17 protein-coding genes are annotated in these 20,936 nt (G+C 44.0%); 7 read left to right on the top strand and 10 right to left on the bottom strand.

The genetic code is table 11. The features are described 5' to 3' along the window. The first annotated feature begins 24 nt into the window (after nt 1–24). Nucleotides 25–1,050 (top strand): NADPH-dependent aldehyde reductase Ahr, encoded by a 1,026-nt coding sequence (ahr, locus tag F885_RS09465; protein WP_005186139.1) that lies wholly within the window; start codon nt 25–27, stop codon nt 1,048–1,050. Here the strand turns inward: ahr and F885_RS09470 are convergent. Continuing rightward, a complete protein-coding gene (locus F885_RS09470; RefSeq protein WP_005317145.1) occupies nt 1,047–2,462 on the bottom strand; it encodes an aminotransferase-like domain-containing protein in 1,416 nt (471 codons plus the stop codon). The two genes, ahr and F885_RS09470, sit on opposite strands and share 4 nt — an antisense overlap. Before the next feature lie 90 nt (nt 2,463–2,552). Between F885_RS09470 and F885_RS09475 the strand changes: the two genes are divergently transcribed. Then, nucleotides 2,553–2,963, top strand: coding sequence for a hypothetical protein (locus F885_RS09475; protein WP_005209633.1), 411 nt, complete (start codon nt 2,553–2,555; stop codon nt 2,961–2,963). Here F885_RS09475 and F885_RS09480 read toward each other — a convergent pair. After that, nucleotides 2,911–3,813 carry a LysR family transcriptional regulator gene (locus tag F885_RS09480; protein ID WP_005317144.1) on the bottom strand — a complete coding sequence of 301 codons (903 nt, stop codon included), beginning with the start codon at nt 3,811–3,813 and terminating at the stop codon, nt 2,911–2,913. The two genes, F885_RS09475 and F885_RS09480, sit on opposite strands and share 53 nt — an antisense overlap. A gap of 138 nt (nt 3,814–3,951) precedes the next feature. On the opposite strand from F885_RS09480, the gene dkgB reads away from it, so the two are divergent. Both dkgB and F885_RS09490 read left to right on the top strand, forming a co-directional pair. Then, the gene (gene dkgB / locus F885_RS09485; RefSeq protein ID WP_005209635.1) at nt 3,952–4,758 is read left to right on the top strand and encodes a 2,5-didehydrogluconate reductase DkgB; all 807 of its coding nucleotides are present in this window, start codon (nt 3,952–3,954) and stop codon (nt 4,756–4,758) included. 1 nt (nt 4,759) lies between these two features. Further along, nucleotides 4,760–5,947: an MFS transporter gene (locus F885_RS09490; protein WP_005317132.1), complete on the top strand. Its 1,188-nt coding sequence runs from the start codon at nt 4,760–4,762 to the stop codon at nt 5,945–5,947. Between the two features lie 39 nt (nt 5,948–5,986). On the opposite strand, the gene F885_RS09495 is transcribed toward F885_RS09490, so the two are convergent. The 7 genes from F885_RS09495 to F885_RS09530 form a co-directional block, all read right to left on the bottom strand. Further along, nucleotides 5,987–6,637, bottom strand: a complete 651-nt coding sequence (locus tag F885_RS09495) for an START domain-containing protein (protein WP_004803420.1) — start codon at nt 6,635–6,637, stop codon at nt 5,987–5,989. 91 nt (nt 6,638–6,728) lie between these two features. Then, nucleotides 6,729–7,873, bottom strand: a protein-coding gene (locus F885_RS20680; RefSeq protein WP_085944219.1) for an IS3 family transposase whose coding sequence is annotated in 2 segments (ribosomal slippage) — nt 6,729–7,609 and nt 7,609–7,873 — 1,146 coding nt in all. Because the reading frame shifts where the segments join, the coding sequence is not laid out codon by codon here. Nucleotides 7,874–8,018: 145 nt separating this feature from the next. After that, the gene (dapB, locus tag F885_RS09510; RefSeq protein WP_005317127.1) at nt 8,019–8,840 is read right to left on the bottom strand and encodes a 4-hydroxy-tetrahydrodipicolinate reductase; all 822 of its coding nucleotides are present in this window, start codon (nt 8,838–8,840) and stop codon (nt 8,019–8,021) included. A gap of 115 nt (nt 8,841–8,955) precedes the next feature. Then, nucleotides 8,956–10,068 (bottom strand): molecular chaperone DnaJ, encoded by a 1,113-nt coding sequence (gene dnaJ, locus F885_RS09515; protein WP_004803417.1) that lies wholly within the window; start codon nt 10,066–10,068, stop codon nt 8,956–8,958. Between the two features lie 144 nt (nt 10,069–10,212). Further along, entirely contained in the window at nt 10,213–10,590 is a 378-nt protein-coding gene (locus F885_RS09520) for a hypothetical protein (RefSeq protein WP_004803416.1), read from the bottom strand. 132 nt (nt 10,591–10,722) lie between these two features. After that, nucleotides 10,723–13,851, bottom strand: coding sequence for an efflux RND transporter permease subunit (locus F885_RS09525; protein WP_005186167.1), 3,129 nt, complete (start codon nt 13,849–13,851; stop codon nt 10,723–10,725). Nucleotides 13,852–13,853: 2 nt separating this feature from the next. Beyond that, a complete protein-coding gene (locus tag F885_RS09530; RefSeq protein ID WP_005317122.1) occupies nt 13,854–14,954 on the bottom strand; it encodes an efflux RND transporter periplasmic adaptor subunit in 1,101 nt (366 codons plus the stop codon). Between the two features lie 151 nt (nt 14,955–15,105). On the opposite strand from F885_RS09530, the gene F885_RS09535 reads away from it, so the two are divergent. The 3 genes from F885_RS09535 to F885_RS09545 all read left to right on the top strand — a co-directional run bounded on the left by F885_RS09535 (nt 15,106) and on the right by F885_RS09545 (nt 20,101). Next, entirely contained in the window at nt 15,106–15,729 is a 624-nt protein-coding gene (locus tag F885_RS09535) for a TetR/AcrR family transcriptional regulator (protein WP_005317119.1), read from the top strand. 84 nt (nt 15,730–15,813) lie between these two features. Further along, the gene (gene ppc, locus F885_RS09540) at nt 15,814–18,495 is read left to right on the top strand and encodes a phosphoenolpyruvate carboxylase (RefSeq protein ID WP_005317115.1); all 2,682 of its coding nucleotides are present in this window, start codon (nt 15,814–15,816) and stop codon (nt 18,493–18,495) included. A gap of 310 nt (nt 18,496–18,805) precedes the next feature. Beyond that, on the top strand, nt 18,806–20,101 hold the full coding sequence (locus F885_RS09545) for a solute carrier family 23 protein (protein WP_005317098.1): 1,296 nt from the start codon (nt 18,806–18,808) through the stop codon (nt 20,099–20,101). A gap of 52 nt (nt 20,102–20,153) precedes the next feature. On the opposite strand, the gene F885_RS09550 is transcribed toward F885_RS09545, so the two are convergent. After that, nucleotides 20,154–20,900 carry an SDR family oxidoreductase gene (locus tag F885_RS09550; RefSeq protein ID WP_005317095.1) on the bottom strand — a complete coding sequence of 249 codons (747 nt, stop codon included), beginning with the start codon at nt 20,898–20,900 and terminating at the stop codon, nt 20,154–20,156. Nucleotides 20,901–20,936: the final 36 nt, after the last annotated feature.

Genomic DNA, 20,936 nt, shown 5'->3' with positions numbered 1-20,936 from the left:
GATTTTCCTTGAATGGGAGTTCCAATGAGCAATAATCAAATTCGCGCTTATGCTGCAATGCAAGCAGGCGAGCAAGTGGTGCCATACCAATTTGATGCGGGAGAATTACAAGCCCATCAAGTTGAAGTCAAAGTTGAATATTGTGGTCTGTGCCACTCCGATCTATCCGTGATTAATAATGAGTGGCAATCATCGGTTTATCCTGCGGTGGCTGGACATGAAATCATTGGTACTATCATTGCATTGGGATCAGAAGCCAAAGGACTACGCGTCGGTCAACGTGTTGGCATTGGCTGGACAGCTGAAACCTGTCAAGCCTGTGATCCATGTATTGGGGGTAATCAGGTCCTATGTACTGGTGAAAAAAAAGCAACCATCATTGGCCATGCAGGCGGTTTTGCCGATAAAGTCCGTGCAGGTTGGCAATGGGTCATTCCCCTTCCAGACGATTTAGATCCTGAAAGTGCTGGCCCGCTACTGTGTGGTGGCATCACGGTATTTGATCCCTTACTGAAACACAAAATCCAAGCCACACATCATGTGGGTGTGATTGGTATTGGCGGTTTAGGTCATATCGCGATTAAATTACTCAAAGCATGGGGCTGTGAAATTACGGCTTTCAGTTCTAATCCAGATAAAACTGAAGAACTCAAAGCCATGGGAGCCGATCACGTGGTCAATAGCCGTGATGCTCAAGCCATCAAAGCACAACGTGGCAAGTTTGATTTATTACTCAGTACGGTCAATGTGACCCTAAACTGGCAAGCCTATCTCAATACTTTGGCGCCCAAAGGTAGTCTACATTTCCTAGGCGTGACTTTGGAACCCATCCCTGTTTCTGTCGGTGCCATCATGGGTGGTGCCAAATCTGTCACCTCATCACCAACGGGCTCACCGTTAGCCCTGCGCCAACTTTTACAATTCGCTGCGCGCAAAAATATCGCACCACAAGTTGAGTTATTTCCAATGTCACAGCTAAATGAGGCGATTGAACGACTGCATTCAGGCCAAGCACGTTATCGCATCGTACTCAAAGCAGACTTCGACTAATTCATACTCTGCCGTACCCAATCCGCCAACTGTTGAATCGCTTGGCGGATTTCTTCTGTTAAAGCATGACCTGCATTTAAACGCAAAAAGTGTTGATAACGGCGGTCTTCACCGAATACTTCCCCTGGTACGATGTTGATCCCTTTACCTTGCGCCAAATAATAGAGCTCCAAACCGGTAATACTATTGGGTAGTTGCATCCATAAAGCATAGCCACCTTGTAACTGACTTAATCCAATTGGAATCCCCTGAAACACGTCGAGAATATAAGCCCGATACTGTTCAACTTGCTGCATCAGTTTAGGTCTTAATTGATCCAAATGTTCTCGATAACCACGACTGTAAATAAAATCGGCTAAACCAAGTTGCAAAGGCGTATTCACCCCCACATTGTTGGCCAATAATTGTGGTCTTAAATATTGCAGCTGTTGACCTAAGCAAAACCAACCGACGCGATAGGCGGTTGATAATGACTTGGAGACCGAGCCACACCAAATCACATAGCCTTCCTGATCCCAATAGCGAATGGGTAAAGGTCGTTCCTTTTGAAAGCTACATTCGCCATAAATATCATCTTCCAAAATAAAACATTGATATTTTTGTGCCAGTTGAGCAATGTGCTGTTTCTGTTCATTGCTGAGACAATAGCCCAAAGGATTCTGAAAATTGGCAGTGAGCAAACACAGTTTGGCATCACCCTGTTGCATAAAAAATTCTAAACGCTCTAGATCAATGCCACGATGATCCGCTGGGATCTCAATAATTTTACGTTTCAGGCTAGCCAGCATTTGCAGCTGACCATTAAAAGTGGGCGTCGGCACTAGAATACTATCCCCCTCTTTGCTGATCTGTTGAATTAGTAGCGATAAGGCAGGCATACAGCCGTTGGTAATAAAAATATCATCGGTCGCAACATAGATACCATCCTCACGCCAATGATCAGATAAGGCTTTACGAAGTTGCTGATGTCCCTGTTTATTACAATATAAAAAATCTTCAGGCTGGCAATGTTTCAAAGCACGTTGTAAAGAACGACGCAATCCATCGACAGGAATCAAATGAGGAGACAGTTGGATTGCTCCCAACGGCGTTAAATGATGCTGAATTGAGGCCGTCTGAATCTGGTTTTGCAGGTCTAAATTTGAAACCTGCCGGGCTTTGGACTCAAAGTTCGGACTGTCTGGTACGGCACTTTGATATTGTCTTGAATTGACAAAATAGCCCGATTTAGCTTTTACATAGATCAGCCCTTTTGCTTCCAGCAATTCATAACATTGCTGTGCCGTACTTAAACTAATACTTTGCTGACGTGCAAATTCCCTTAAAGAACTCAACTTCTGTTGGGGCTGTAACTCATGCTGATAAATCTTGTGAGCCAATTGTTCTGCCAAGCGCTGATAGTGAAAAGTCATATCTGTACTGCTTTTTTATAAATTTCTGTATCTGTATTGGTTTATACAACACCTTTAAGCTATAAAAATCAACAGCCAAAGGATAAGACCATGAAAAATAATATCTTATTTATATTAAGCGCCGTTTTATTTACAGGCTGCAATCTGACTGACCAAGCCACCTACCAGCAACAACAAGTGTGTAAATCGCTTTCTCAGGGCTATCTGCAAATTCAGAACCAACCGACCTATGAGTTATGGAAAATGGAGAAAAGTGAGGCGCCAGAGCAGACTCGTATCATCAAAATGACCTATAAGAAACCCAATGAAAATGGTCTGATGCTCTCAAGCAACTTTCTGCCAACGGTCGAACTTGAATGCAAGTTACAACAGCAACATATTGTTGTTTCAGTGATACAAAAAACTGGACCATCAATTCCAGTGCTGAATGTACAACTGCAAAATGATGCTATTGGCAAACCGAGAAGCCCTGACTTAGTTGCTCAGTCAAAAACTCAATAAATAAACGGACACGTTTCGGCAAGTGCTCTTGTTGATAATAAACAGCATGGATGCTTTGATAAGAATGTTCTATCTGATCTTCAAATAGGGCTTCAAGACGCCCTTCTCGAATGTCCTGCCAGATTTCAAATTCAGAGAGCCGAGCAATACCCTGCCCACGTAAACACAGTTGTCGGACGGTTTCACCACTGGATGCTCTTACTTTAGGTTGTGCTTGAAAATACTCACCCTCAATTTTAATCGGCCAAGTATTGATATAGGTTGGACGGGTAAAACCAATCACATCATGTTCAGGCAATGCTTGAGGCTGTAAAGGCGTGCCCTTGCGTTTTAAATATTCAGGACTGGCAACAATATAGATACGACTTTTACACACCAATTTGGCGTGTAAGCTGGAATCATGTAATTCACCAAAACGAAACGCCACATCGGTTTTATGTTCGAGCAGGTCAATCACCAAATCATTACTATTCAACTCGATTTCAATATTGGGATAACACTGCCGAAACTTATGTACCAATGGCGTAATCACATGCAGAATAAAAGGTGTGGCTGAGTCAATCCGAATTACCCCTGAAGTATCTTGATCTGATTTTTGTAATGCTTCTTCGGCTGCATTCAAATCACTCAAAATTTTACGAGCCTGTTGTAAAAACTGCTGGCCTTCTTGGGTGAGCTTTAATTTTCGCGTGGTTCGTTCTAGTAAAGTTACTTCGAGCTTGGACTCTAAACGGCTAAGCGAGCGACTGAGCCCAGATGCCGTCTGTCCCAGTCGTTCAGCAGCGGCAATAAATGAACCTGTATCGACGATGGTCATAAAAGCAAGCAGTTCTTCTACCGTAGATTTCATTACCACCCTCTCAATTATTGATATTTAGTCAACTGTATTTTGCAAATTCATCTATGTTTTAGCAACAATAATCATCGCAAAATAACAGCCATCCACAAAACAGCTCTTTTGAGCATGAAAAAAGATTAGGTGAAAAATATGCGTATCCCACAATTTGGCTTAGGTACTTTCCGTCTTAAAGATCAAGCAGTCATTGACTCAGTTAAAACCGCCCTGGAAGTGGGTTATCGTGCCATTGATACCGCACAGGTTTATGAAAATGAAGCAGCAGTGGGTCAAGCCATTGCTGAAAGTGGTGTAGCTCGTCAAGACCTGTTCCTCACCACAAAAATCTGGGTCGACAATTTTGCTGAAGACAAATTCATTCCCAGCTTAAAAGACAGTCTGCAAAAACTACGTACTGATGCCGTTGATCTCACCTTGATCCACTGGCCAGCTCCAGCACTGGGTGTCTCCATCCCAAGCGTGATGCAATTGTTATTAGAGGCAAAACAACAGGGTTTGACTAAACAAATCGGGATTTCAAACTTTAATATCGCCTTGACCCAACAAGCGATTGATAGCATTGGTGTAGAACACATTGCCACCAACCAGATTGAACTCAGTCCTTATTTGCAGAACCGCACCTTGGTCAATTTTTTACGTGAGCAAAATATTGATGTGACTTCATACATGACTTTGGCTTATGGCAAAGTACTGCAGGATCCAACCTTAGTTGAGATTGCTGCACAACATCAGGCAACGACTGCACAAGTCGCTTTGGCTTGGGCCTTACAAAATGGTTTTGCGGTGATCCCATCATCAACCAAACGTGAAAACCTGATCAGCAACTTAAAAGCACAAGACTTAACTTTAAGTGCAGAGGAAATGCAGCTGATCGCTCAACTTGAACGTAATGGTCGAGAAGTGAGTCCTGAACCATTTGCGCCTGAATGGGACAAATAACATGAGCAGCCGCATCAACCTTCCTTTGCTGGCGCTGGCAATTGGTGCCTTTGCAATTGGCACAACAGAGTTCTCTCCAATGGGTCTGTTGCCCAATATTGCCAATGATCTTGGGGTGTCGATTCCAAGTGCGGGCATGTTGATTACAGGTTATGCACTGGGCGTGATGCTCGGTGCGCCAATCATGACCTTATGGTTTGGTGGCTTTGCCCGTCGTAATGCCCTGATTTTACTGATGGCTATTTTTACCATTGGTAACCTGATCGCAGCCTTTGCACCCAATTACATGAGTTTAATGGGTGCCCGATTAATTACCAGCTTAAACCACGGTGCTTTCTTCGGGATTGGTTCTGTGGTGGCAGCCAGTGTTGTTCCAGCAAATAAACAGGCCAGTGCGGTGGCCACCATGTTTATGGGCCTCACCATCGCCAATATTGGTGGTGTACCACTCGCAACATGGGTGGGACAAAACATTGGTTGGAGAATGTCTTTCCTCGCGATTTCAGCCCTCGGTGTCATCACCATGTTGTCACTTTGGAAGGCCCTTCCTGTCGGCTCTGTTGGACAAAAGCCAAATGTAAAAATGGAGTTAAGTGTTCTTACTCGCCTACCCGTGGTATTGGCATTGCTTACAACTGTGTTTGGTGCCTCAGCGATGTTTACCTTGTACACCTATATCGCACCAAGTCTGGTTGAGTTCACCCATGCCTCTCCGACCTTTATCACCATGATGCTGGTCTTGATCGGAATTGGTTTCTCAATCGGGAACCATTTCGGAGGGAAGTTTGCAGACTTATCGATTGATAAAACCTTGATTGGTTTCTTGGTCTTGTTGATCGCGTTGATGGTCATCTTCCCAATCCTTGCTCAAAGCCAATTGGGTGCAGCCATCGGTTTGGTGATCTGGGGTGCAGCAGCCTTTGCGATCGTTCCGCCATTACAAATGCGCGTGATGTCGGTGGCACATGAAGCCTCGGGCCTTGCTTCTTCCGTGAATATTGGCGCATTTAACTTAGGCAATGCCATTGGAGCTGCAGCAGGCGGTGCCGTCTTAAGCCTTGGCTTAAACTATGCGGCAGTCTCCATGATTGGTGCCGTACTGGCAGCTATTGGTTTAATCTTGGTTTTCATTCAAATGAAATTAGCAAGCAAACCAGAGACGCCATTACAACAATGTCCTCAAGCTTAAGCTCAAATAAAAAAGCCTGATTTAAATCAGGCTTTTTTATTATTTCAATAAATCTGGTAACTTCGGTTGCGCATATAAAGGATTATTCACTTCTTTTTTCATTTTCATCAGCATTTGATAAGGTTGTTGCTGCACAAACATATTCACAAAGCTCAATGGAATTGCCCCTGCTGGATCGGCATAGCCACTGGTCGTCACTTTAACTTTGTTATTTGCCAGTCGCTGGAACGTCCAATCACCCGCGTATTTACTTAACCGTACCACATCAGGCTGCTCAGGGTAATTATTTTGAATGGCATTGTTTTTAATACTGATGCTGCCATCCGCATTTTTAGTCATTTTGCCTTTAATCACCACATCACGGTCTTTTAAAGGAAATGGGAAATCCAAAACCATATACAGGGTGAATTCACCTTTCTTATCATCACGTGACAGCATTTGTGCCTTTCCCACATACGGCACCCATTGCGGTGTTCGTTCTACATCCAGTACTACTGCTACAGCACGTTCTAAAGGCACATCAAATGTGGTTTCAGCTTTATATTGGATAATCGGATTGTTTTCTGTTTGGTACGTCCAAACCTTAATATTGTTCCGATGCAAACTGAGTTTGGCTGTATCTGTTGCTGCAGTCACCGCAAAGCTGCTGAGACTGAGCAACGTGGCAAGAACGATATGTTTTTTATTCATGTCATGCTCAATTGTTGTAATAAGGGCGAGAGAGGTGGTCCCACATGTTTGAACAACTAAAAGCTTATTTATAAGTGATACTCTGCTCTAGTTAAGCTACCTTATTTTGTTGTGGTAGCTGGTCATAGTAAAACTCATCTGGAGTCATTTTGTCCAGACTCGAATGAGGTCGTTTCAAATTATAAAATTCAAAATATGCGTTTAATTGCTTCTTCGCATCCAAAACATTGCTGTAGGCTTTGAGATACACCTCTTCATATTTAACGCTCCGCCATAATCGTTCAACCATCACATTATCAACCCATCGACCTTTACCATCCATGCTGATTTGGATGTCATTTGATTTCAATACATCAATAAATGCATCACTGGTAAACTGACTGCCTTGGTCTGTATTAAATATTTCAGGTCGACCATATTTTTCAATAGCTTCATTTAATGTTTCTATGCAAAATGTAACCTCCATACTAATCGATACTCTATGCGCAAGTACCTTGCGGCTATGCCAATCAATCACAGCACATAAATAAACAAAGCCTTTTGCCATAGGGATATACGTTATATCCGTAGACCACACTTGATTACTGCGCTGAATAGCCAATCCTTTGAGCAGATATGGATATTTGCGGTGAGCTTGATTAGCCTGGCTTAAATTTGGTTTGCAATATAACGCATTAATGCCCATTTTCTTCATTAAAGTACGTGTATGACGTCGTCCTATATGATGTCCTTGACGATTCAACAAATCACGCATCATACGGCTACCTGCAAAAGGGTATTGCATATGTAACTCATCCATACACCGCATCAGCTTCAGATCTGATGCACTCACAGGTTTTGGGCGATAGTAATAACAACCACGGGAGACTTTCAGCAGCTGAGCTTGCTTAGATACTGAAATCTGAAGTGAGTCATCGATTAACTTTTGTGGTTGAAGCGGCCCAGTTTCTTCAACACACCTTCTAAAAAATCAATTTCTAATGCCTGCTCACCGATTTTTGCATGTAGTTTTTTTAGATCGATGGGTGGTTCTGTTGGAGCTTTTGATTGATCGAAAGCTTGCGAGGAAGCTGAAATCAGTTGATTTTTCCAGTCGATAATTTGGTTTTGATGAACATCAAATTCAGCACTCAATTCAGCAAGTGTTTTTTCTGCTTTAATCGCAGCAAGTGCTACCTTAGCTTTAAAATCATTTGAATGATTTCTTCTTGGTCTACGTGCCATAAAATACTCCATATATTGATGTTTATAACATCATTTGGGGAGCAAAATATCACTTATAAGTGTTGTTCAAATTTCCTGATCCACCTCTGAGAGCTTGTTTCACTCCTCTCGGAAAGAAAGCTCAACAAGCTCTTTTATAGTACAAAAAAAGAACGTTTTAAACTTCAATCTCGTTAAAGCCTAAAACATCTTTCATATCATATTTACGCGCTTCACGGCCAACCACCCACGCCGCGGCACGGACTGCACCTGAAGCGAAGTTCATACGGTTGGTGGCTTTGTGTGTCACTTCCACACGCTCACCTTCACCAATAAACATCACTGTATGTTCACCGACGATATCGCCACCACGAATGGTTTCAAAACCAATGGTCTGGCGATCACGAGGACCGGTATAACCTTCACGTCCATAAACCGCCACCTCTTTCAAGTTACGACCTAAGGTATCTGCAATCGCCTCACCCATCATAAAGGCAGTACCTGATGGTGCATCCACTTTATGGCGGTGATGCGCTTCAATGATTTCGATATCCACCGTATCGCCAAATACTTTCGCTGCGAGTTCCAGTAATTTGATCGAAACGTTCACCCCAACAGAATAATTGGCAGCGTACACCACAGGTGTCTGTGTTGCTGTTTCATCAAGGAATGCCTTTTGCTCATCTGACATTCCCGTGGTTCCAATCACCATGGCCACACCCGCTTCACGGCATAACTTTAAGTGCTGTTCAGTTGCAACCGGTGCAGTAAAATCAATCAGCACATCACAGTCTTTCAGCACTTCACTCAAACTTCCCACGATCTTGACACCGATGTTGCCAATGCCTGCAAGCTCCCCTGCATCTGCACCCACCAAACTGCTTTCAGGACGCTCAACAGCCGCTGCCAGTTGGTAGCCTGCTTGTTGTACCGCTTGAATCAGAATACGCCCCATGCGTCCGCCTGCACCCAAGATTCCAATGCGTGGAGAAGATGACATAATTTTTCCCAGTCTTTTATTTAAACAATTCAGCTACTATAGCAAAACTCTGTGCTTGCGCTAAAAATTTCCAATAAAAAAACCTGCCGCAGCAGGTTTTTTTATTGGTGTCTAATTAATCAAATAGACGATCAAAGAACGATTTTTTCTTTGGAGAGGCAGCATGTCCATCACCATCAAAAGACGCTTGTAATTCTTTCAATAATTCGCGCTGACGACTGTTTAAATTCACAGGTGTTTCAACCACAATACGGCAGAGTAAATCACCGACCATACTGCTACGTACAGGACGAACACCCTTAGCACGCAAGCGGAATAATTTACCGGTTTGTGTACCTTCTGGAATTTTTAAGCTGACACGACCATCAAGCGTCGGGATTTCAATTTCTTTACCTAAAGCTGCATCTGCAATGCTGACAGGTACATCCATATAAAGATCTGCGCCATCACGTTGGAAGATTTCGTGTTCACGAACCACGACTTCAACGTATAAATCGCCAGCTTGACCATCACGAATCGCTTCACCTTTACCAGTTAAGCGTACGCGATCACCATTGTCCACACCTGCTGGAATAGTAACTTCAAGGGTTTGCTGACGATCTGCAACACCTGAACCATGACAGCTATTACATGGATTCTTGATGATTTTACCTTGACCACGACAGGTGCTACAGGTTTGCTGAACGGAGAAGAAACCTTGTTGCATGCGCACTTGACCCGCACCATGACAGGTACGACAAGTTTCTACATCGTTTGGATTTTTTGATCCTTTTCCATCACAGGTTTCACATGGCGCTGGCGCAGTGAAGGTAATGGTTTTTTTCACGCCTTTTACAGCTTCTTCTAGTGTGAGTTCCATGACATAACGAAGGTCTGAACCACGGCGTTGACGTTGTTGACGGCCACCGCCACCAAACGCACCACCAAAGATATCGCCAAACTGACTAAAAATATCTTCTGCACTAAAGCCGCCGAAACCGCCACCTGCACCACCAAAGCCACCTTCAAAAGCACTATGTCCAGCACGATCATACATGCTGCGCTTTTCTTCATCAGAAAGGACTTCATAGGCTTCTGCAGCTTCTTTGAACTTTTCTTCTGCTTCAGCGTTGTCAGGGTTACGGTCTGGATGATACTTCATCGCCAACTTACGATAGGCTTTTTTGATCTCATCATCACTTGCGGTTTTCGAAACGCCTAAAACCTCATAATAATCACGTTTAGCCATGGTTGGCGATGCTCCTCACGGAATTTATTTAAATCTAAAAAAACAAATAGGCTCTGCCGACTTTCAAAATAAAAAGTCAACAGAGCCTTAATAGGGACTGTACGATAAATTTACAAGGGTTATTGCAATAAAAAAGCGATAATTTTAGAAAACGGCTTTATTCTTGAAGTACTTCGCAATACCTTTCAACCAAGCATTCAATAAAAATAACCATGCAATTGAACTAAATACCACACCTGCGACCGTCATTGCAGTCACCCAGAGTGCACTATCCCAAGCAAAAAAGAACAGTGGAATAAACCATAACGCTGCAAAGAAAGCCATCAGTACAAACAACATCACATTACGCATAATCCAGAGCGCATGCGCATGTATCCATACTTCGGCATTATCCACAATCGCAACTTTTCGTGCTAATAGGTACGCAAATACAGCAAACACTATCGTAAATAATGCAAGAAACATGAACACATAAGAAATCGCCACATAGCGGCGATGCTGCTCAATACCGTCTTGCCCCATGCTCTCTATCACCTCATTCACAGCATTATGCAAAATTTGTCATGCTATGAAATTCAATTATTTTTTGGTCTTAAAATATAGGTGCTACTATATTGAAATTTTCAATCTTTCGCACCTTTATTCACAAAATAATTACGATAGTTGTGTTGTTTTCTTCACCTTAAACCATGCCGCATACAGTGCAGGCAGGAAAAATAAGGTTAATAAGGTGGCAACAATCAAGCCACCCATGATCGCAACCGCCATCGGACCAAAGAAAATACTGCGTGATAAAGGGATCATCGCCAGCACCGCCGCCAGTGCGGTCAACACAATTGGACGGAAACGACGCATGGTTGCACCAATCACTGCATCCCAAGGTGTATGCCCCGCATCAATATCTTGCTCAATCTGATCAATCAGAATCAGCGAGTTACGCATAATCATCCCAGACAGGGCAATGGTGCCAAGCATCGCCACAAAACCGAAGGGTTTATTGAATAACAGTAGGAACGCAACGACACCAATCAAACCCAATGGTGCTGTCAGTAACACAATGGTTGCCCGTGACATGCTACGCAGCTGGATCATCAATAAGGTCATCACCACAGCCAAGAACAATGGCATACCTGCATTCACCGAATTTTGCCCCTTAGCCGATTCCTCAACCGTACCCCCTACTTCCAGTAGATAACCACTTGGTAGATCTGCGCGTAAGCTCTGCATCTGATCAGCCAGCTGTTGCACCACAGTTGCAGGTTGTAAGTGTGTGCGGATATCGGCACGAACGGTAATGGTAGGTAAACGATTACGATGCCAAATTAAACCTTCTTCAAAGCGGGATTCAATATTGGCAATTTGCGCCAACGGAACTGTTGTCCCTTTACTGGTTGGCACCGCCAAACTTGCTAAAGATGCGACTTCAACACGTTCAGATTTATCACCACGTAACCGAATTTCAATCAATTCACGTTTTTCGCGATATTGATTCATGACCGCACCCGTTACAGAAGCATTCAGGAAATTGGCTAAATCCACACTGGAAACGCCCATTTGACGTGCGCGATCTTGGTCAATTTCGATTGCAATGATTTTACTCGGTTCGCCCCAATCCAAATGCACATTGGTGGTATTTGGATCTTCGCTCAGGACTTTGGCCACTTTCTGTGCCCATTGACGTACTGTGCCGAGGTCTTCACCCGATACACGATACTGCAATGGATAACCCACAGGTGGACCATTTTCCAATAACGATACCCTTGTGCGCACTTGAGGCAATAACTGCTTAATCTGCTTGTCTAAAGAGCGACGGATTTCATCCCGATCATCAAGGGAGGAAGCCAACACAACGAATTGAGCAAAACTGGCTTGCGGTAATTGTTGATCTAGCGGTAAGTAGAAACGCGGTGAACCTGTTCCCACATAGGCCACATAGTTATCAATGCCCTTTTGCTTGGACAGGAACTGCTCCACCTTGTGTACCGCCTGTTCAGTTGCGGTCAGTGACGCCCCTTCTTCAAGTTTTAAATCCACCAGAATTTCTGCACGATTCGATGGCGGGAAGAATTGTTGCGGCACTAACTTAAACATCGCCACCGACAACACAAAGATGCCTACCGTCACCGCAATCACGGTTTTACGATAGGTAATACAGATTTCAACCACACGACCGAAGGCCTGATAAAACTTAGATTGGTATGGATCGTGATGCTGACCATGTGCTTCTACCACAGGTGCAGGTTGCTTACGCAGTCGCGCCCATAAACGTAGGTACCATGCCGCCTGCTGATTCTGTTTGCTAAAATCGGGTAATAGCTTTTCACCTAAATAAGGCACAAACAACACTGCTGCGATCCATGACACAATCAGCGCAATAGTCACCACTTGGAAAATAGAACGGGTGTATTCACCTGTTCCTGATTGAGCGGTCGCAATCGGCAAAAAGCCTGCTGCGGTAATCAAGGTTCCCGTCAACATTGGAAAGGCTGTGGTTTGCCACGCAAAACCTGCCGCTTTCAATCTGCTATAGCCCTGCTCCATTTTAATCGCCATCATTTCAACGGCGATAATCGCATCATCGACCAGCAACCCTAAAGCCAGAATCAATGCCCCCAAGGAAATCTTATGCAGTCCCACATCAAATAGATTCATACCTGCAAAAGTCATTGCCAATACCAGTGGAATAGACAGCGCCACCACCAAACCGGTACGGAAACCCAGCGAGAAGAAGCTCACCAATAATACGATGATCACGGCTTCGGCCAAGACTTTTAAAAACTCTTGAATACTGCGTTGTACCGCCACAGGCTGATCAGAAACTTTTTGCAGTTTCATCCCCAAAGGTAAGGTTTTTTGTAGACGATTGAATTCAGTTTCCAGATTTTTACCCAGCGCAATGATGTCGCCACCTTTACGCATCGAAACCGAAATACCAATACCATTTTCGCCCATAAAACGCATACGTGGCTGGGCAGGTTCACTAAAGCCTCGATAGACCTCAGCCACATCACCCAGTTGAATGGTTTTATCACCGACCAACAACGGCATTTTTTTCAGGTCTTCGACACTATGCAAATGCCCACTGACACGAATTTGAATACGGTCTGTACCGGTTTCAAAGAACCCCGCACCGGCCATGTCATTTTGTTTTTGAATGGCTTCCTGAATGGCTGTGACAGGGACACCCAGTTGTACCGCTTTGGTATTTGATAATTCAATCCAGATTTTTTGATCTTGCAGACCCACCAGATTGACCTTGTTGACATCTTTGACCCGTTGCAACTGCAGCTGCAGGCGGTCGGCATATTCTTTCATTACCGCATAGTCAAAGTCTTTGCCTGTCAGTACATAGATATTGCCGAAAGTGTCCCCAAACTCATCATTGAAAAAGGGTCCTTGTACACCGCTCGGCAACTGCGAACGGATGTCGTTGACCTTCTTACGCACGTTATACCAAACATCAGGAATAGCGCTGGATGGCAAACTGTCTTTCGCCACAAAGGTCACCAAAGACTCACCTGGCCGTGAATAGGCCATGATGCGGTCATACTGCCCCGTGGTCATCAATTCCTTTTCGATTCGGTCCGTCACCAGAGTCGACACTTCTTTCGCCGTTGCCCCAGGCCAATAAGTCTGTACCACCATCACCTTAAAGGTAAACGGCGGATCTTCACTTTGCGAAAGTTTGGAATAAGACATGATGCCGACGATGCCGAGCAACAGCATAAAATAAAGGATAATCCCTTTATTTTTGAGTGCCCATTCTGAAAGGTTAAATTTCATGTTTAACCTCCCGCTTTTACAGTGACTTCACGATTATCACAATCAACTGGATGAATTTTTTGCTGGTCACGCAGTAAATGTACACCACCGACCACAACCCAATCCGTTGCTTTTAAACCTGACACAACTGGCACACTATCTCGACCATAAGTGCCTAAAGTCACAGGGACTTTACGAATGCTTTGATTGGCATTCACCACCCAAACATAGGCTTGTTGATCATTGGCGGTCACACTGGATAGCGGTACACTCAACACGTTATTTTCATTTGCGACAAAGAATACTCGTGCACTCTGCCCGAGTTGAATCGTCGACTGCCCTTCAAGTAAAGAAACTTTCACAGTAAAGGTTCGAGATTGGTCAGCCGCAGGTGAAACTTCGCGGACTTTGGCTGCAAAACGCGCATCTGGTTGCGACCATAAAGTGACCCATACCGGTTGCCCGACCTTGATAGTACTGACTGCCTGTTCTGGTACACCAAATACCACTTCACGTTCACCATCAATCGCCAACTGATAAACAGCTTGCCCTGCTGCAATCACCTGTCCAATCTCAATTTGACGTTGGGTAATCACCCCATTTTTATTGGAAACTAACTGGTTATAGCCTGTTTGATTAGATGACACCTCATAGTTTGAACGGGCTTGTTGCAGGCTTGCTTGTGCAGATTCATATTGATTCTTCACTGCATCAAATTGCGAACGGCTCACTGCATTGACTGGTAAAAGTTGCTGATAACGCTGATATTCTTCAGCCGCAATCTTTGCTGCTGCCTGTGCGCTGTCTAATTGGGCCTTGGCTGCATTCATCTGCAATTGCGCATCTTTAACATCCAATTTCGCCAGTACCTGTCCCACTTTGACCCGATCACCAACATCAACATAACGTTCGGTAATCTGTCCCCCGACACGGAAGGCCAAAGCAGTTTGCTGTCTCGCCTGCACATCCCCTGCATAGCTTTTTTGATCGACATGATTACTGCTCGGTTGCGTCACCATGACATAGGGAATTTCCTCAGTCTTTGGCACCTCTTTTTGACATGCGCTGAGGAGTACACTACTGACAATGAGTAACCCCAATATGATACGATTGATCTGATTCATCTCTTTGCGCTCTTATTCAAATTGATTTTTAAGGCGTGATATGAGCATTATCATAGATTGTTTATTTTTTAATTAATATACCCATGAGTACACTAATTAAAAATTAAAGCTAGAATTTTGATTTTTAAATTAATTAAAAGAGAACGGTAACGTGCAAATCAATAGTGGTCGCCCTAAAGATTTAGAAAAAAGAGCCAAGATTTTACAGGCTGCAAAATCTATATTTTTAAAAATGGGCTATCACGCCACCAATATGAATCAGATTGCCAAAGAAGCAGGTGTGACCAAACTCACGCTGTATAACCACTTCCAAGATAAGGGCAATCTGTTTATCTGCGCGATTGAAGAAAGCTGTGAAGAATCAATTCGAACCAAACAGATTGAACTGACCGCAGACGCTGATTTTAAACAGGCATTGGTGCTCATGTGTCAGCGTGCATTAAGTATTATTTATCTGCCTGAAGCACTGAAATTAGATTGTCTGCTATTTGAATTAGCCGCAGAACAAAGTCCCTTAACCAAGCAATTTTTTGATGCATCACATACCCGCATGTGCAATGTCTGGTGTGATTTTTTTGAACAGGCCATCGCCTTTAAATTTATTCAGGCAGATGCGCCACTCAAGCAAACGGAGCTGATCATCTCGCTGATGTTGGGTATCCGTCATCAACAAGTGTTACTGGGTTTAGCCCCTGTGCCCAGCGCAACTGAAATCAATCAGATGATTGAACAGGCAATCGAAATTTTTATGCTTAAATATCAACCAATAATTTAGAGAATATTCACATTTTTTTACGTTCTGCTCTTGGAATGTCTCTCAATCGCGCTATAGTCGAGTGAGAACAACAGGAGAATTAGAATGATTCAGCAAATCACTGCTCCACTACGTGAAGATGTCCGCTTACTCGGCAATTTACTTGGAGAGACCTTAAAGCAACATGCTGGGCAAGATTTGTTTAATCAGATTGAGCAAATTCGCGCATTAGCCAAAGGTGCACGTGACGGCCAGATCGAAGCAGAAAAACAGCTCGAACAATTGTTTCTCGGTTTAAAAGATGAAGAGATTTTGCCGCTGACCCGCGCATTCTCACATTTTCTCAATTTCGCCAATATTGCTGAACAATATCATGTGGTGCGTAGCCGTCGTCAGGCCGAGTTCGATGAACAAGCCCCAAGCCCAAACCCGCTGCCACATTTATTCGAAAAATTCAAAACCCAACAAATCAATGCACAGCAATTATTCCAACAGATCTGTGATTTAAAAATTGAATTGGTGCTGACTGCACATCCAACCGAGGTCAGCCGCCGTACCCTGATTCAAAAATATGATGATATTACCGACTGTCTTTCACAGTTAGATCAACAAAAACTGACACCAAGAGAACGCCAACAGACCATCGCGACACTGAAGCAATTGGTCAGCTCAGCATGGCAAACCGATGAGATTCGTCAACATCGCCCAACTCCTGTCGATGAAGCCAAATGGGGCTTTGCCACCATCGAGCAGTCGCTCTGGAATGCAGTACCGAAATTCGTACGTGAACTGAATGAACTCACGCAGCAGCATTGTGAGCATGCCTTACCTTTGAGCATTGCACCGATCCGTTTTGCGTCATGGATGGGCGGTGACCGCGATGGCAATCCGAATGTCACCCATCAAGTCACCCAAGAAGTGTTGTGGCTATCACGTTGGCAAGCTGCTGATTTATATTTGCGTGATATTGAAAATCTGCGTTGGGAACTGTCGATTCAAAGCTGCTCTGAGGAACTGACCCAAGCATTGGGCTATGAACACCCTGAACCCTATCGTGAATATCTACGAGACACCCGTGAACGTTTAAAAGCCACCCGTTATTGGTTGGGGCAACGCTTACAAGGTGCTGAAGCCGATGACAGCAATATCATCAAAGATAAAGATGAACTATTAGCGCCACTGCTCCTCTGCTATCGCTCGTTGATTGACAGTAACTTAGCCGAAATCGCCAATGGACAATTGCTGGATTTCATTTATCGGGTCAACTGTTTCGGCATTGAACTGCTCAAGCTGGATATTCGTCAAGAATCGGGCCGTCACCGTCAGGCCATTTCTGCGATTACCGAATATCTAGGTCTAGGCAATTTTGAATCGTGGACCGAACAGGCTCGTCAAAACTTCCTAATTCAAGAGCTGCAAAGCAAACGTCCATTATTACCAAAGTTCTTCAATGAACCTGAAGGCAGCCTGATTCAACACCCTGATGTACTTGAAGTATTTGCGACCATGCGTACTTTGGCAGAACAGCCGCCCGAGAGCTTGGGTGCCTATATCATTTCGATGGCAGAATATCCAAGTGATGTGCTCGCAGTTTTATTGCTGCAAAAGGAAGCTGGGATTCAACATCCGCTACGCGTGGTGCCGCTGTTTGAAACCTTGAAAGATCTGGATGGTGCAGCCAAAACCATGACGACCTTGTTCAATATGCATTGGTATAAACAGCATATTCAGGGCAAACATGAGGTGATGATTGGCTATTCAGATTCTGCCAAAGATGCAGGCTTTATGTCCGCCAACTGGGCACAATATCGCGCTCAAGAGGAATTGACTGCTATTGCCAAACAGCATGGTGTGCAATTGACCTTATTCCATGGTCGTGGTGGTTCAATCAGCCGTGGTGGTGCACCAACACAACAAGCCCTGTTCTCGCAGCCACCAGGTTCAATTTCAGGTGCGATTCGAGTCACTGAACAAGGTGAGATGATTCGCTTCAAATTCGGTTTAGAAGGTATTGCGCTGCAAAATCTGGAAATCTATACCGCTGCAACTTTAGAAGCGACCTTGCTACCACCACCTGAACCGAAAAAACAATGGCGTGACTTGATGAATCAAATGACCGATTTATCCGTCAAAGTCTATCGTCAAACGGTGCGTGAAAATCCAAATTTTGTCAGCTACCTACGGACGGTTACACCAGAACTGGAACTGCAAATGCTGCCATTGGGTTCACGCCCAGCCAAACGTAAAGTCAGTGGTGGTATTGAATCACTGCGTGCCATTCCATGGGTGTTTGCATGGACCCAAATCCGTTTGATGCTGCCTGCTTGGTTGGGTACAGGTACGGCGATTAATCAGGTGCATGAACAGCATAAAAACACCTTGAATGAGATGTTGGAACAATGGCCTTATTTCCAGACCCTGATTGATATGTTGGAAATGGTATTGTCTAAATCTGATGCCGATATTGCCCTGTACTATGAGTCACATCTGACCCAAGATCAGGACTTAAAGGTGCTTGGCGTGGAATTACGCCAGCGTCTGCAAAATGCGGTGGATACCCTGCTGAGTTTAAAGGGTGAATCTAAACTGCTCAGCAACAATGAGGTTTTAGATCAATCCATGCAGGTGCGTAAACCGTATTTATTGCCACTGCATTTATTACAAGCTGAGTTGATGAAACGTCGCCGTTTATATCTGGCTGAACACCAAACCGAACACAGCCCTGTCGATCATGCCTTAATGGTCAGTATTGCGGGGATTGCCGCAGGTCTGCGTAATACAGGTTAAGCACTAAACTCGACTTTGCCATCAATAGGAACTCTGCCTATTGATGGCAAGACTGGCAAAATATGCCATCTAAATTTTAAAAAGAGAAAAAATTCAAAAAATATTTTGAAAATAAAAGAGTTAACTTTTCAAAGCATCAGCACAAAAATAAATAATAAAACCGCTAGCTTATTTTGAAACAAATTTTACCAAAAGGTAAAAATACAAACCCGTAATGCCTGTTCTGGCAATATTCTCAATGGCTTATAGGTGAAAGCTCGTTTTAAGACAGGGTATCATACGCGCTGATATCACATAATGAGTCTAATTTATGTCAAGTTGGTTTCCAAAATGGCAGCCGTATCAGGGGAAGATCGATCATCGCCCTGTTGCGACAAATGAATATTTACCGCCCTTACAAAGTGCGGTGCTCGGGGTTCAACACGCATTTGCAATGTTTGGTGCAACGGTTCTTGCACCCTTATTAATGGGTTTTAGCCCAAACCTTGCCATCTTAATGTCAGGGATTTGTACCATTATTTTCTTCCTGATCACTGGTGGACGCGTACCAAGTTATTTAGGTTCAAGTTTTGCCTTTATCGGTGTAGTTGCTGCGGCAACAGGACATATCACGGGCTCTGGGGCCAATCCTAACCTTTCGGTTGCACTTGGCGGGATCGTCGCCTGTGGTATTTTTTATGCCTTGATCGGTTTTGTGGTCATGCTCACAGGTACACGCTGGATCGAAAAACTAATGCCACCCGTCGTCACCGGCGCGATCGTGATGATCATTGGTCTCAACCTTGCACCTGTCACCATTAAAGGGGTTGCCGGTCAACCGTTTGAGATGTGGATGGCTCTCATCACTGTACTGAGTATGGGCATCATTGCGGTCTTTACCAAAGGGCTATTACAGCGTTTATTGTTACTCGTTGGCCTACTGATTGCCTATGCGCTTTATGCCATTGCAACCAATGTTTTAGGCTATGGCAAACCGATTGATTTCTCCCAAATCGCTGCGGCACCATGGTTCGGTATTCCAAGCTTTTCACATCCAACTTTTGATTTAAATGCGATTCTGATCATTGCACCAGTTGCACTGATTTTAGTGGCAGAGAACTTAGGTCATATCAAAGCGGTGGGAGCAATGACAGGTGAAAACCTGACTCCGCAATTGGGCAAAGCTTTTGTTGCCGATGGTTTAGCCACCACGTTATCAGGTAGTGTTGGTGCACCGGGTATGACCACTTATGGTGAAAACATCGGGGTAATGGCAGTGACCCGCGTGTATTCCACCATTGTGTTTGTGATCGCAGGTGTGTTTGCTATTTTCTTGGGTCTTTCACCTAAGTTTGGTGCAGTGATTAGTACCATTCCAACCGCAGTTTTGACAGGTGCTTCGATTGTAGTGTTTGGCTTGATTACCATTGCCGGTGCAAAAATCTGGATCGAAAACAAAGTCGATTTCTCTAATAATAAAAATCTGATCATTGCCTCTGTCACCATTATTTTAGGTGCAGGCAACTTTGAATTGTTATTTGGTAGCTTTAATTTAGGTGGTATTGGAACCGCAACTTTTGCTGCGATTTTCCTGAACCTGTTATTCAGTTTAAAAGATAAAAACTAAAACATTGAAGGCAGCGTAAGCTGCCTTTTTTATTTTGGGAAAGATGCCACGACTAGATAATGCCACCATTGGCTCTAATCACCTGTGCATTGATCCAGTTACTGGCATCACTCACGGCAAAATCAAGCACCGCAGCAATATCTTCCACTGTGCCTAAACGTTCTAACGGGGCTGCTTTGGCCAACTGTGCAATCAATGCCTCACTCTTACCCTCAAAAAATAGCTCCGTCGCTGTTGGCCCAGGTGCAATTGCATTGACGGTAATATTTTTGCCTCTTAACTCCTTGGCAAGGATTGCGGTCAAAGCTTCGATGGCTGCTTTAGAAGCGGTATAAATGCCATACCCTTCCAGCTTCATACCAATCACGCTACTAGAGAGATTGATAATTTTCCCACCCTGTTCAAGTCGTTTCGCCGCCTCTCGCATACTATATAAGCTGCCTTTTAAATTAATCGCTAAAACCTTTTCAATGGTTTCATCATCTAAAGCTTCAATTTTTTGCAAGCACATGATGCCCGCATTATTAATCAGAATATCCACTCGCCCGTAGTGTTGAATGACATATTCAAATAGTTGCTTAACCTGATGCGACTGGCTGATATCTGCTTTAAAGGCACTTGCTGTCCCACCCGCAGCTTTAATTTTTTCGACCAACTGATTCGCTTCTAAATCATTGCGTGCATAATTAATCACGATTTGATGGCCTTGCTGTGCCAATAAAGCCGCGGTAAAAGCACCAATACCTCGGGATGCGCCTGTAATCAAAATCACTTTTTTATCATTTGCTGGCGTATTCATTTTTAACCTCGTCCAACTCAACTTATCACGGAATAC

This window comes from Acinetobacter higginsii (genome assembly GCF_000369845.1).
GTDB classification, from domain to species: Bacteria; Pseudomonadota; Gammaproteobacteria; order Pseudomonadales; family Moraxellaceae; genus Acinetobacter; species Acinetobacter higginsii.
The sequence above is the reverse complement of the archived record's forward strand: the minus strand, read 5'-3'. Positions and strand labels throughout refer to the sequence as shown.

Excerpts from the sequence above, each read along its gene's own strand:
- ahr (WP_005186139.1), top strand. The coding sequence starts at position 25 with ATGAGCAATAATCAAATTCGCGCTTATGCTGCAATGCAAGCAGGCGAG.
- F885_RS09470 (WP_005317145.1), bottom strand. The coding sequence starts at position 2,462 with ATGACTTTTCACTATCAGCGCTTGGCAGAACAATTGGCTCACAAGATT.
- F885_RS09475 (WP_005209633.1), top strand. The coding sequence starts at position 2,553 with ATGAAAAATAATATCTTATTTATATTAAGCGCCGTTTTATTTACAGGC.
- F885_RS09480 (WP_005317144.1), bottom strand. The coding sequence starts at position 3,813 with ATGAAATCTACGGTAGAAGAACTGCTTGCTTTTATGACCATCGTCGAT.
- dkgB (WP_005209635.1), top strand. The coding sequence starts at position 3,952 with ATGCGTATCCCACAATTTGGCTTAGGTACTTTCCGTCTTAAAGATCAA.
- F885_RS09490 (WP_005317132.1), top strand. The coding sequence starts at position 4,760 with ATGAGCAGCCGCATCAACCTTCCTTTGCTGGCGCTGGCAATTGGTGCC.
- F885_RS09495 (WP_004803420.1), bottom strand. The coding sequence starts at position 6,637 with ATGAATAAAAAACATATCGTTCTTGCCACGTTGCTCAGTCTCAGCAGC.
- dapB (WP_005317127.1), bottom strand. The coding sequence starts at position 8,840 with ATGTCATCTTCTCCACGCATTGGAATCTTGGGTGCAGGCGGACGCATG.
- dnaJ (WP_004803417.1), bottom strand. The coding sequence starts at position 10,068 with ATGGCTAAACGTGATTATTATGAGGTTTTAGGCGTTTCGAAAACCGCA.
- F885_RS09520 (WP_004803416.1), bottom strand. The coding sequence starts at position 10,590 with ATGGGGCAAGACGGTATTGAGCAGCATCGCCGCTATGTGGCGATTTCT.
- F885_RS09525 (WP_005186167.1), bottom strand. The coding sequence starts at position 13,851 with ATGAAATTTAACCTTTCAGAATGGGCACTCAAAAATAAAGGGATTATC.
- F885_RS09530 (WP_005317122.1), bottom strand. The coding sequence starts at position 14,954 with ATGAATCAGATCAATCGTATCATATTGGGGTTACTCATTGTCAGTAGT.
- ppc (WP_005317115.1), top strand. The coding sequence starts at position 15,814 with ATGATTCAGCAAATCACTGCTCCACTACGTGAAGATGTCCGCTTACTC.
- F885_RS09545 (WP_005317098.1), top strand. The coding sequence starts at position 18,806 with ATGTCAAGTTGGTTTCCAAAATGGCAGCCGTATCAGGGGAAGATCGAT.
- F885_RS09550 (WP_005317095.1), bottom strand. The coding sequence starts at position 20,900 with ATGAATACGCCAGCAAATGATAAAAAAGTGATTTTGATTACAGGCGCA.